Annotated in this window: 11 protein-coding genes; 5 read left to right on the plus strand and 6 right to left on the minus strand. The window is 67.7% G+C overall.

Going from position 1 to position 12,302, the window contains the following annotated elements; all coding sequences use genetic code 11:
- Positions 1 to 100: 100 nt before the first annotated feature.
- On the plus strand, positions 101 to 2,614 hold the full coding sequence (locus IEY14_RS00740; RefSeq protein ID WP_188906327.1) for a GcvT family protein: 2,514 nt from the start codon (positions 101 to 103) through the stop codon (positions 2,612 to 2,614).
- Positions 2,615 to 2,690: 76 nt separating this feature from the next.
- Positions 2,691 to 3,560 carry a DUF1194 domain-containing protein gene (locus IEY14_RS00745; protein ID WP_188906328.1) on the plus strand — a complete coding sequence of 290 codons (870 nt, stop codon included), beginning with the start codon at positions 2,691 to 2,693 and terminating at the stop codon, positions 3,558 to 3,560.
- A gap of 31 nt (positions 3,561 to 3,591) precedes the next feature.
- Here IEY14_RS00745 and IEY14_RS00750 read toward each other — a convergent pair whose 3' ends face one another.
- Positions 3,592 to 4,593, minus strand: a complete 1,002-nt coding sequence (locus tag IEY14_RS00750) for a GlxA family transcriptional regulator (RefSeq protein ID WP_188907328.1) — start codon at positions 4,591 to 4,593, stop codon at positions 3,592 to 3,594.
- Between the two features lie 199 nt (positions 4,594 to 4,792).
- On the minus strand, positions 4,793 to 5,140 hold the full coding sequence (locus IEY14_RS00755) for a hypothetical protein (RefSeq protein WP_188906329.1): 348 nt from the start codon (positions 5,138 to 5,140) through the stop codon (positions 4,793 to 4,795).
- A gap of 176 nt (positions 5,141 to 5,316) precedes the next feature.
- Between IEY14_RS00755 and IEY14_RS00760 the strand changes: the two genes are divergently transcribed.
- Both IEY14_RS00760 and IEY14_RS00765 read left to right on the plus strand, forming a co-directional pair.
- Complete coding sequence (locus IEY14_RS00760) at positions 5,317 to 5,466, plus strand: entericidin domain-containing protein (RefSeq protein WP_188906330.1); 150 nt, start codon at positions 5,317 to 5,319, stop codon at positions 5,464 to 5,466.
- 138 nt (positions 5,467 to 5,604) lie between these two features.
- A complete protein-coding gene (locus tag IEY14_RS00765) occupies positions 5,605 to 5,835 on the plus strand; it encodes a hypothetical protein (RefSeq protein ID WP_188906331.1) in 231 nt (76 codons plus the stop codon).
- A 440-nt stretch (positions 5,836 to 6,275) separates the two neighbouring features.
- Here IEY14_RS00765 and IEY14_RS00770 read toward each other — a convergent pair whose 3' ends face one another.
- Complete coding sequence (locus tag IEY14_RS00770) at positions 6,276 to 8,279, minus strand: putative bifunctional diguanylate cyclase/phosphodiesterase (RefSeq protein ID WP_244639250.1); 2,004 nt, start codon at positions 8,277 to 8,279, stop codon at positions 6,276 to 6,278.
- Positions 8,280 to 8,520: 241 nt separating this feature from the next.
- Between IEY14_RS00770 and IEY14_RS00775 the strand changes: the two genes are divergently transcribed.
- Positions 8,521 to 8,952 carry a L,D-transpeptidase gene (locus IEY14_RS00775; RefSeq protein WP_188906332.1) on the plus strand — a complete coding sequence of 144 codons (432 nt, stop codon included), beginning with the start codon at positions 8,521 to 8,523 and terminating at the stop codon, positions 8,950 to 8,952.
- A 9-nt stretch (positions 8,953 to 8,961) separates the two neighbouring features.
- On the opposite strand, the gene IEY14_RS00780 is transcribed toward IEY14_RS00775, so the two are convergent.
- From IEY14_RS00780 to IEY14_RS00790, 3 genes are read right to left on the minus strand one after another with little or no spacing between them, the layout of a single operon-like run.
- Positions 8,962 to 9,939, minus strand: coding sequence for a lipid A biosynthesis lauroyl acyltransferase (locus IEY14_RS00780; RefSeq protein WP_188906333.1), 978 nt, complete (start codon positions 9,937 to 9,939; stop codon positions 8,962 to 8,964).
- Positions 9,936 to 10,982: a zinc-binding dehydrogenase gene (locus IEY14_RS00785; protein WP_188906334.1), complete on the minus strand. Its 1,047-nt coding sequence runs from the start codon at positions 10,980 to 10,982 to the stop codon at positions 9,936 to 9,938. Before IEY14_RS00785 ends, IEY14_RS00780 begins: the two co-directional genes overlap by 4 nt.
- 33 nt (positions 10,983 to 11,015) lie before the next feature.
- A complete protein-coding gene (locus IEY14_RS00790) occupies positions 11,016 to 12,293 on the minus strand; it encodes a beta-ketoacyl-ACP synthase (protein ID WP_188906335.1) in 1,278 nt (425 codons plus the stop codon).
- Positions 12,294 to 12,302: the final 9 nt, after the last annotated feature.

The following is a 12,302-nucleotide window of genomic DNA, read 5'->3' on the forward strand; positions in this document are numbered from 1 at the left end:
CGGACCAGCGGATGTCGCAAAGAGGATGTTCGGCCCCCTGTCGGCTGAACTAGTGTCGCGGACCATCAGAATCCGCCACGCCGTCCCTGGAGTGCCGAACATGCAGAGCTTTGCCCGTGCCGTCGTGATCGGAGGCGGTGTCGTCGGCGTCTCGACGCTCTATCACCTCGCGCGGAAGGGCTGGACGGATGCCGTCCTGATCGAGCGCAAGGAGCTTACCTCCGGCTCGACCTGGCATGCGGCGGGCCTCCTGCCTTTGTTCAATCTCAGCTACTCGGTCGGTCAGCTCCACAAATATTCGGTGCGCTTCTACAAGGAGCTGCAGGAGGAGACCGGCATGAATGTCGGCTTCTCCAACGTCACGAATATCCGCCTCGCCCGGACCAAGGACCGGATGGACGAATATCGCTACTATGCCGGCATCGCCGAGACGATCGGCGTGCCGGTGAAGTTCCTGACGCCGGAAGAGCTGAAGGAGGTCTGGCCGCTCTGCGAGACCGACGGCATTCTCGGCGCGCTCCAGCACCCGGAGGACGGCTATATCCAGCCGGCCGACCTGACGCAGGCGCTGGCCAAGGGCGCGCGCGATCGCGGCGCGAAGATCTACCGCCACACCACCGTGTCCGCGATCGAGCGCCTGCCGAACGGCCATTGGAAGGTCGTCACCGACAAGGGCGACATCGAATGCGAGCACATCGTCTCGGCCACCGGCAATTTCGCCCGCAAGACCGGCGCGATGGTCGGGCTCGACGTGCCGGTGATCCCGGTCGAGCACCAGTATATCGTCACCGAGCCGCATCCGGCGATTCTGGAGCGGCGCCGGCAGGGCCTGCCGGAAATGGGCGTGCTGCGCGAGAGCGATTCCGGCTGGTACATGCGCGAGGAGGCGGGCGGCCTGATCCTCGGCCCCTACGAGAAGGGCGCGCCGGTCTGCTATGTCGACGGCCCGGACCCGGAATCCGAATACGAGCTCTTCCAGGAGGAGCTGGAGCGGCTGATGCCGCATATCGAGACCGCCATCGCCCGTGTGCCCGCCTTCGGCGAGGTCGGCATCAAGAAGGTCTATAATGGCGCCATCGCCTATACGCCGGACGGCTCGCCCATCGTCGGCCCGGCGCCCGGCCTCGACAATTTCTGGCTGAACGAGGGCCATTCCTTCGGCATCACGGCGGCCGGCGGCGCCGGCTGGCAGCTCGCCGAATGGATGGTCGACGGCGCCCCGACCGTCGACATGGTGGGCGTCGATCCGCGCCGCTTCGGCCCCTATGCCAGCGAGGGCTATCTGAAGGCGAAGAACGAGGAGGCCTATTCCAACGTCTTCACCATGCATTATCCGGACGAGGAGCGCCTCGCCGGTCGGCCGCTGAAGACCTCGCCCTCCTACGAGCGGCAGAAGCAGCTCGGCGGCGTCTTCGGCTCGGTCTATGGCTGGGAACGCGCCAACTGGTTCGCGCCGGAGGGCTACGAGGTGCCGGCCGAGGAATTGTCCGTCGGGGCGGACGTGCTTCTCGGCGAGAACCACCCGCCCGCCGACTATACCGGCCGCATCCGCGAGCGCTGGAGCTTCCGCCGCTCGAACTATTTCGAGCATGTCGGCAACGAGGTGCGCAACGTGACGGAGCGGGTCGGCCTTCTCGACATGACGCCCTTCGCCAAGGCGCTCGTCACCGGCCCCGGCGCGCGCGAATGGCTCGACGGGCTCTTCGCCAACCGCATCCCGAAGAAGCGCGGCCGCATCGCGCTCTGCCATCTCCTGACCGAGACCGGCGGCGTGAAGGCGGAGTTCACGCTCTACGAGCGCAGGGAGGGCGAGTTCTACCTCGTGTCCGGCGGCGCGCTGGAATCGATCGACCACGACACGATGCGCCGCCTCCTGCCGAAGGACGGCAGCGTGACGTTCCGCACGATCACGCAGACGACGGGCGTCCTCGTCCTTGCCGGACCGCGCTCGCGCGACGTCCTCGCCAAGCTCACCCGTGCCGACCTCTCCAACGCCGCCTTTCCCTGGCTCACGGGCCAGCGCATCTCGGTCGGCCCGGTCGGTCTCGACGCGCTGCGCGTCAATTTCGTCGGCGAGCTCGGCTGGGAGCTGCATCATCCGATCGAGATGCAGAACGCCCTCTACGACCTTCTCATGGAGGCCGGCGCCGAATTCGGCATCAAGCCCTTCGGCATCCGCGCCATGGGGGCGATGGCGCTGGAGAAGTCCTACCGCCAGATCCCGCGCGAATTGTCGATCGAATACAACGCGTTGGAATCCGGCCTCGAACGCTTCGTCCATCCGGCGAAGGGCGCCTTTCTCGGCCGCGACGCCGTGGTTGCCTGCCAGGAGAACGGCTATCGCTGGAAATTCGCGACGCTCGAGGTCCATGGGATCGAGGATGTCGACGCGCGCGGCTCGGAGCCGATCCACAAGGACGGCGTCCTGATCGGCCGCGTCACGAATGGCGGCTATGGCTGGCGGGTCGGCAAGAGCCTGGCGCTGGCGATGTTGAAGCCGGATTTCGCGGCGGATGGCACTACGATGGAAATTTCCATTCTCGGCAAAGCGTATCGCGCGACCGTAATCCCCGAAAGCCCGTTCGACGCGGACAATGCGGTGCTGCGGGCCTGAAACCGTAACGGCAATGTGAATTGCCGCCGAAGCCCGCCGGCCCGACGCTTCCGCTTTGCGCTGGAGGATCGGGCCGATGGTCGTCAGGGCATGTCTTGCCGCCTTGTGTCTTCTCGCCGCATCCGGCGGGGCGCTTTGCGAGGAGCGATCGCCGCGCGGCCTCGGCGCCGCGGGCGGCGCGGCCGAGACGGGCGTGCCGGTCGATGTCGAACTGATCCTCGCGGTCGACGTGTCCTGGTCGATGGATCGCGGCGAGCAGGAGATCCAGCGCAACGGCTATGTCGCGGCCTTTCGCGACGCCGAGGTGCAGAAGGCAATCCTCGAAGGCAATCACGGCAGAGTCGCCGTCGCCTTCGTGGAATGGGCGGGCACCTTTACCCAGAACGTCGTCGTGCCCTGGACGCTGATCGATTCCAAGGAAGCCGCCGACGCCTTCGCCTATCGCCTGTCGGTGGAGGAGCCGGATCGCGAGCGCCGCACCTCGATCTCGGGCGCTCTCGACTTCGCGGTGCCGATGTTCGCCGATAACGGCTTCGCCGGCCTGCGGCGCGTCATCGACATTTCCGGCGACGGGCCGAACAACGAGGGCCGGCCGGTGGCCGAGGCCCGGGCCGCCGCGATCGCCGCCGGCATCACCATCAACGGCCTGCCGCTGATGACCTCGCAGGAGGATCAGTATGGCGGCTGGGGCGCGATCGCCGATCTCGACACCTATTATGCCCAATGCGTCATCGGCGGGCCGGCCGCCTTCATGATCCCCGTCCACGACTGGCAGCAGTTTCCGCAGGCGATCCGGCGCAAGCTGGTGATGGAACTCGCCGACCTCTGGCCCTCGCGGCCGCGCGCCGACGAACGCCCAATCCTGAAGGTGGCGGATGGGCCGGGCGCCGACTGCCTCGTCGGCGAGAAGCAGTGGCAGCAGCGCCAGGATTTCTGGAACAAGTAGGCGCGGCCGCAGCGCGCGCGCCGCCTGGCGCTCAGGCGGCGTTGGCGGTCGCGGCGACGCGTAGCGCGCGCTCCTGCTGCGGCGAGCGGCCATAGAGCTCGCGATAGCATTTCGAGAAATGCGAGGCCGAGACGAAGCCCGCCGCGACCGCGATCTCGACGATCGGCAGCGAGGATTGCAGGAGAAGCTGGCGCGCCCGGTCGAGGCGGATCTCGAGATAGTAGCGGGCCGGCGAGCGGCCCATCTCCTTGTCGAACAGCCGCTCCACCTGCCGGCGCGACAGGGAGACGCTCTTCGAGATGTCGACCAGCGACAGCGGCTCGTGGAGATTGGCCTCCATGATCTCGATGATCGCCAGCACCTTCGCATGCTGGACGCCGAGCCGGGCACGCAGCGGCAGGCGCTGGCGGTCGCTGGACGAGCGCACGCGGTCCATCAGCGCCTGCTCGCAGACGCGGTTGACGACCTCCTCGCCGCAATCCTCGCCGATCAGCGCCAGCATCATGTCGAGCGAGGCCGTGCCGCCGGCGCAGGTGAAGATGTTATGGTCGATCTCGAAGAGATCGGCGCGCACGTCGGCGCGCGGGAAGGCCTCGGAGAAGCCCGGCAGGTTTTCCCAATGGATCGCGCAGCGCCGGTCGGCAAGCAGCCCGGCGCGGGCGAGGATCCACGCGCCGGTACAGAGCCCGCCGACGCTGATGCCGCGCTGATGCGCCTCGCGCAGATAGGAGAAGCTCGTCCGGTCGCTGAAATCCTCGACATAGATGCCGGCGCAGACGAAGACCATCGAGGGACGCTGCTCGCCCAGCAGGGCGCGCCGCTCGCTTTCCACCGAGCCTTCCACCGCCATCTCGCAGCCGTTCGACGCCTTGACCGGTCCGCCGTTCGGCGAGACGAGCCGCCAGCGATAGGCCTCGAAGCCCAGCATGCGGTTGGCGATGCGCAAAGGCTCGATCGCCGTCGCGAAGGCGATCATCGAGAAGTTCGGTGTGAGGAGAAAGACGATCGTCCGCTTGAGCTCGCGCGGACGCATCACGACGCGGGAAGGATCCTGCAGCATAGGTCCAGCCATATCTCGAGCCCAATCGCTCAGAAGACTGCGCCGCCGATCCGCCGATTTCAAGGACTTGTCGGCGAAACCCGGAACGATTCCACGATTGTGGCGCCTTGCCGCGTCCGCCCGCGCCGATCTTCGCCGGGGAGTGCCGCGATGCGCGGCAGTCCCTGGCGCATCAATGGGCGAGACGGCGGCGGTTCTCGCGGACCTTGACGACATAGGGGTGCAGGCCCGCCGTCACCAGCCGGTCCAGATCGCGCAGAAGATCGGGACCCGAGGCGGGCGTCGCCGGCGCCATGCCGTAATCCAGTCCCATGCGGAGTGCCGTAAGCTGCATCGCGACGAGGCTCTCGTTGAAAGCCTGCACCTTCTCGCTGACCATCAGCATGGCTTCCCGCCGCCAGCGCGTGGTGGGCGCATAGGCGTCGAACCAGAGGCCCGTGAGGCGGCTGGCGATCACCAGCGGCGAGAGGGTGGCCAGCGCCAGAGCCTCGGACGCCATGTTGGACGGGGACTGCTGCATGACACCCTTCCGGCGCGATTCGGTACAGACATAGGCGCCTAAAGGCGTGAGCAAACTGTGGCGGAAGGGCCGCAGCCGCATGATACCGGCTTGTTCCCCGCGAAAATCGCCGCGCTTCGCCGGAACTCGGACGCAGTTTCGCCGTTCCAGCGCCACATCACGTTGCGGAGTGTTCAATGAAAACCCGTCTTGCGGCCCTGTCCCTCGCCCTCGTCGCGGCCGTCTCGCTGTCGGCCTGCGCGAACACCATTCGCGGTGCCGGCCGCGATATCGGCAATACGGTCACCGGCACCAAGGGCGCGGTCAACGACGTCGCCCGTCGCTGATCGGGCCGCGGGAAACCGTCGCCCTCAAAAGGCGAGGCCGTCTTGGCCGCAAGCGGTGGCAGGCGAGAGATCGCCTGCCATTAACGTTTGATTAGTCGTGTGAACGCAAACTGGCCGCAAATCAGCCGAGGCCGAGACGTGGCAAGGAATCTCACCCGACAGATCGCCGATGGTTCGGCCGTCGAAAACGCCCAGACGGTGGAGGCGCTCGTCGACATGCTGTCCCGCACCGGTATCGGACGGACGCGGATCGACGCCTTGATCAGCAAGGCTTCCTATCCGAACGCCCACTCTCTCGCCGCCGCCAACACGGCGGGCGGCATGCCGAAGGCGAAGCCGCAATCCGCGCGTCCGCAGAAACTGTCCTGAAGATAGGCATGCGGCCGTCGCGACGGATCGGCGGACTTTTCGCAAAATGCTTCCGATTTGATCCTTGCCCTTAGGGCGGCTCTAAAGGCTCCCCAGGCATAAAGGACGGGCCAAGCGATCGGCGGGGCCAAGCGGAACAGGTCTCGCGTACCGAAGGACCGCCGAGCGCATTCAGTTGGTAGATGAAGGCCGCGCAGCGTCTTGAGGACGTTGCGCGGTCTTCTCGTTCCAGGCTTCCCGCCCGCCCACCGCGCCACCATTCCGTCGGGGATGGAAACTGAGGTTCCGGCGCGGGCGGAAGCGGGCCGGGGAGAGGATGCCGGCGCTCTCAGACTACCGCGCTATCGACACGACCTTGACCGGCCGCTCCCTCGGCGCGTGCGTGTGTCCCCGGACCCTCGCGAGCCTGCTCGCGAGGTCAGTTCACGAGGGGACCCTCGTCAGACCGCGATGGACACTCTGGATGTCTCGGGCAGAGCGGGGTCGCGCGCCGCCGGTTGGGCGGCCATCCGCTCCGAGAAGCGGCCGAGCACCTCGGCGGCGGCGACCTCGGGCGGCATCGGCTTGCCGAAGAGATAGCCCTGCAGAAGGTCGCAACCGAGCGAATGCAGGAGGTCCGCCTGTTCCCGCGTCTCGACGCCCTCCGTCGTCACCGTCATGCCCATGAGATGGGCGAGCGAGACGATGGTGCCGAGGATCGCCTTCACATTCGCCTGGCCCTCTTCGAGCGCCAGCATGAAGGAGCGGTCGATCTTCAGCTTGTCGAAGGGGAACTTCCAGAGATAGCCGAGCGAGGAATAGCCGGTGCCGAAATCGTCCATGGCGATCGTCACGCCGAGCTTCTTCAGTTCGCGAAGCTGCGAGATCACGCTGTCGGTGCGGTCGAGGATGAGCGATTCCACCACTTCGACCTCGATGCGCTTGCCTTCGATCCGCGCCGCTTCGAGGGCGTCGCTCACGATGCGGACGAGATCGCCGTCGCGGAACTGGATGGCCGAAAGGTTGATCGAGACGACGATATGGTCCGGCCAGAGGGCTGCCTGCCGCGTCGCTTCCCGGATCACCCAGCTGCCGATATCCTTGATATAGCCACGCGCCTCGGCGATCGGCACGAATTCGGCGGGCGAGACATATTGGCCGCTTTCGTCGCGCATCCGCAGCAGCGCCTCGAAGCCGTGCAGCGACAGGCCGTCGCTGCCGACGAGCGGCTGATAGGCGAGCTCGAAGCCCTCCGTGTCGATCGCGCGCTGGATCAGATCCTCGACATAGCGGCGGCGATCGGTCTCCTCGTCCATGAAGGGCTCGAAGGCCGCATAGTCGCCGTTGCGCTCCACCTTATGGCGGGCGAGGGCGAGCTGGGCATGCTTGACGAGCTCGTTCTGGCTCTTGCCGTCGCGCGGCATACGGGCGACGCCGATCGAGATCTGCGGCCGGATGAGACGGCCCTTGAGCTCCACCGGCTCGGCCACCGCGGCGCGCATGCGGGCGGCCAGCGCCTCCATATCCTCGACCTTCTCGGCGCGGCGATGCAGCAGCGCGAAGTCGTCCGCCGCGATGCGGGCAAGGAGGTCGCCGCGATCGATCGTCGCCGCGAGGCGATTGGCGACGACGCGCAGCAATTCGTCGCCCTGCGCTTGGCCGAGCTCGTGATTGATGCCGCCCAGCCCGTCGATATCGATGCAGCAATAGGCGATCTCCTCGCGCGTCACCCGCGCGGCGGAGATGATGCGCTCCACCTGTTCCTGCATGCGGCGGCGGTTGAGGAGGCGGGTGATCGGATCGTGATTGGCGAGGAAGTCGATCCGCGCCACGGCCTCGGTGATCTTGTGCTTGCGCTTCAGATAGACGAGGGCCGGCACGCCCGCCGCGACGAGGAAGATCGCGGCGAGTTTCAGGCAGGCCTCGGCCAGCGTTCCGGCGAAGCCGGCGCTGTCCTCGCTGACATCGGCCACTAGCGAGACATAGCCGACGAGCTGGCCGTCGCGCAGGATGGGCGCGGTGGCGCTGATCCGCCCGGGCCCTTCGTCCTGCACGAGCTGGAACGGGGCCGGCATGCGCAGGATGCTGGCGGCGAGCCGGTTGTTCGACTGCATGCCGCCGGCCCGGTCGCGCAGCAGCCATTCATATTTGTCGGAGCGCGTTCGATAGGCTTCCCGCCCGTCGGGCGCGAAGATGGCGAAGCTCTCGATTCCCCCCAGCGTCGCGAGCTCGCGCAGCTTGGTCTCTTCCTCGGGATCGCGGGCGAGGCCGGTGAGAAGGGCTTCGAGAGCCCGAGGCTGACCCGCGACGAGGGTCTGGAAATGCTCCGCCTTGCGGACGGCCGACATTTCCAGGATGTCGTCCACCGTGCGGCTGCCGATCGTCGCCGTGCCGACGACGACACCGGCCGCGATCACGGCGAAACCGGCGACCGTCGCCCAATATCTTTCGACGAACCGACGCATCGTCGCCCCTGCACCCATTCACGGGCACGACATTAGCTTCGGATGGTAAAGGATTTCGCAAAAAGACGTTTCATCGGTTCACCGATGCAGCATTCGGCGTGCGCAATCCAGGCGGGCGCCGGCTCCGCTAACGGAAGCACAAGCAATCCGCGCCAGGATCGGAGCGGCGGGAGGCCGCGCGACGGGGACGACCGTCTCGCCCGTGCCGTCCCGCCGTCCCGCGCCCCGGAGTTCCCGCCGCATGTCTCGATGGATCGTTTCGGCTCTCGCCGGTCTCGGCCTCTTCGCCTCCGCCCTGGAAGCCGAGGCCGGCGGGCGTCTCGTCGCCTTCGTCAGCATCGCCGAACAGACGATGACCGTGTCCTATGACGGCTCGGTGGTGGACCGCTGGCCCGTCTCGACGGCGCGGCGCGGCTATTCGACGCCGACCGGCAGCTACCGGCCCTTCCGGCTCAGCCGCATGTGGTATTCCAAGAAATACGACAACTCGCCGATGCCGCATTCCATCTTCTTCCGGGGCGGCTACGCCATTCACGGCACCGGCTCGATCCGAAGTCTCGGCCGGCCAGCCTCGCATGGCTGCGTCCGCCTGCACCCGCAGGACGCGGCGACGCTCTATTCGATGGTCCGCGACGTCGGGCTCGGCAATACCGAGATCGTCATCACGCGCTGATCGCGCCGCTCAAGGCCCCAGCTTGCGGGCGGCCTGCGCCGCGAGCTTCGCCCGCGCCGCCTTGCCGACATGCCAGCGATCGTGGAACCACATCCACTGCTCGGGATTGTCGCGCACCCAGCCCTCGACCACGTCGTTGAGCAGCTGGCAGCTCGCCGGAATGTCGATCGCCCCGTCCGCGCCGCGCGGCAGGTCGAGGCGCGGCTGGAGTTCCAGCCGATAGCGGCCGTTCGGCAGGCGGATCGAGCGGGCCGGATAGACCTCGCAGTCGAACTGGCGGGCGAGCTTCGGCAGAAGCGGATTCGAGAGGCATTCGCGCCCGAAGAAGCGCGTCAGGACGCCGTTGCGGAATTTCTGGTCGACCAGCATCCCGACGGCGCCGCCGCGATCCAGCGTCGAGGCGAGCGACCAGGCGGCGCCGGCCTTCGAGGGAACCAGATGGCCGCCGCTGGTGCGCCGCGCCGCCAGCAGCCGCTTGGCGATATGCCGGTTGTTCGGCGGGCGGAAGAGGGCGGTGATCTCCAGCCCGAAGGTCGCCGCGCAGACCGGGAGCAGCTCGAACGAGCCGAGATGACCGGTGAAGAAGATGAAGGGCCCCTTGCGCTCGCGCAGTTCGAGGAAGCGCTCGACGCCGTCCACCTCGATCCGGCCGACATTGGGATCGTTCGGATCGAAGTCGAAGATCTCGTCCAGAAAGACATATTCCGCGACGAAACGGGCCATCTCCTCCCAGTTGCGCCGTACCGTCGCCTCGATCCAGGCCTCGTCGCGATCGGGAAAGGCGAGGCGGAGATTCTCCTTTGCCAGCTGATGGCGCGCGCTGAACGGGCCGAAGGTCCGGCCGAGCCAGGCGGCGATCTTCAGGCTGCGATCCGCCGGCAGCCGGCGCAGCAGGGCGAGCAGGGCGAAGGTCGCCTGCGCCCAGGCATAGTCGATCGGCCCGGTGCGCAGCGTCCGGGCGATCTGGAAGAGGCGGACGCGGTTCAAGCGGCGGACGAGCCCCGCCGCAGGTCGAGGATGATCTTGCCGAAGACCTGCCGGCCTTCCATCCGATCGAGCGCCACCGTGATGTCCTCGAAGCCGACCGTGGTGTCGATCACCGGCCGAACCAGGCCTTCCGCCATCTTGCGCATGGCGTTCGCCATGTTCTCCATGCGGCAGCCGAACGAGCCGATGAGGCGCAGCTGCTGCTGGAACAGCATCATGAGATTGGTGGAGGCGGCCGGGCCGGAGGTCGAGCCGCAGGTGACGAGCCGGCCGCCGCGCTTCAGGCAGAGCATCGAGCCCGCCCATGTATCGGCGCCGACATGCTCGAAGACCACGTCGACGCCGCGCTTCTTCGTCAGCTTGCGCACCGCGCCCTCGAAACGGTCGGTTCGGTAGTTGATCACGTGATCGGCGCCGAGCGCCTTGGCGGGCTCGATCTTCTCGTCCGAGCCGACCGTCGCGATCACGCTCGCGCCGTGCCGCTTGGCGAGCTGGATCGCCGCCGTGCCGATGCCCGAGCCGCCGGCATGGACGAGCACCGTCTCGCCCGGCTGGAGTTCGGCATTGTCGAAGAGCATGTGCTCGACCGTGCCGAAGGTGACCGGTGCCAGCGCCGCGCCGATCGCGTCGCAGCCATGGGGCGCCGGCACGAGCTGGCGGGCGGGCAGGTTGGCATGGTCCTGCGCGAAGCCGTTGAGATGGAAGCCGTGCACGCCGCCGACATGTTCGCAGAGATTGTCGCGGCCCTCGCGGCAGGGCCGGCAGAGCCCGCAGGTGCGCGCGCCGTAGATCGACACGAGCTGGCCGGGCAGGACATTGGCAACGCCCGGGCCGATCGCCTCCACGATGCCGGAGGCCTCCGCCCCGACGGTCAGCGGCAGCTTGCGCTTGGCGAAGGCCATGCCGCGCCAGCCCCAGACGTCGATATGGTTCAGCGCGACGATCTGGAGACGCACCCGCGCCTCGCCGGGACCGGGCGCGCCGGGCTCCTCGATCTCCGTGGTTCGGAGGTCGCGATCGCCGAAAAGCTGCAGAGCCCGCATCGTCGGATGAATTCCCTTGTTGGCCGTCAGGTCTCAGCGCGGCGCGCGCGCCAGGACCAGGCTGACATTCTGGCCGCCGAAGCCGAAGGAGTTCGACAGGACCGCCCCGACCTCGGCGCGTCGCGCCTCGTTCGGCACGGTGTCGAGCGCGATGGCCGGGTCCGGCAGGTCGTAATTGATGGTCGGGGGCAGCAGCCCCTCGCGGATGGTGAGGAGCGAGAAGACCGCTTCGATCGCGCCCGCCGCCGTCAGCGTATGGCCGATCATCGACTTGTTGGAGGAGATCGGCGTTTCGGCCAGCGCCTCGCCGAAGACGGCCGCGAGGCCGCCGGCTTCCATGCGGTCGTTCTCGGGCGTCGAGGTGCCGTGGGCGTTGATATAGCCGATGTCCCGTGGCGTCAGATCCGCGTCGGCCAGAGCCGCGCGCAGCGTCGCGATGATCGGCGAGCCGTCCGGCTTCGACCGGGTGCGATGGAAGTCGTCCGCCTTCTCGCCAACGCCGGCGACGATGCCGAGCACCGTCGCGCCGCGCGCCCGGGCGCTTTCCAGCGATTCGAGCACCAGTGCGCCGGCGCCCTCGGCGATGACGAAGCCGTCGCGATCCCTCGAGAAGGGCTTCGAGGCCTTTTCCGGCGTCTCGTTGGCCGTCGACAGGGCCGAGAGGAGGGAGAAGCGGATCAGCGATTCCGCCGTCACCGAGCCGTCGGTGCCGATGGCGAGCGCGCGCTCGGTCTCGCCGCGACGGATCGCCTCGACACCGAGCTGGATCGCCGTCGCGCCGGAGGCGCAGGCGGTGGACAGGGTGATCGGCAGGCCCGTCGTCTCGAAGCGATCGGCGAGGCGGTCGGAGATCTCGCCGAACAGGGTCTGGCGATAGAGTTCGGGATCGTTGTCCTCCTGGAGGAGCTCGATCAGGCGGTCGTAGCCGGCTTCGCCCCGCGCGGCATGGCCCTGACGCCGGTCGAGCGCGAAGCGATGCTTCCACTCGATCTCGATCGGCGGCGCGGCGAGGAAGAGCGGGCCCGGAAAGCTCGCGCCGAAGCCCGCCATGGCGATCGCCTCGGCGCCGGCCGATTCCGCCATCGCATAGGAGCGGTCGGTCGAATTGTCGGCGCCTTCGAGGAAATCGACCGTGCCGGCGATGGTGGTCCGCAAGTTGTCGGTCGGGAAACGCGTGATGCGGTGAATGCCGGACCGCCCGGCGACGAGGGCGTTCCAGTTCTCGGCCACGCCCCGGCCGAGGGAGGAGACGACGCCGAGCCCCGTCACGGCGACGATCGGCCGGCCCTTGGAATCCTTGTCCGCGCTCATCTCGTTCTC

Source organism: Aureimonas endophytica, from assembly GCF_014642635.1.
GTDB lineage: Bacteria > Pseudomonadota > Alphaproteobacteria > Rhizobiales > Rhizobiaceae > Plantimonas > Plantimonas endophytica.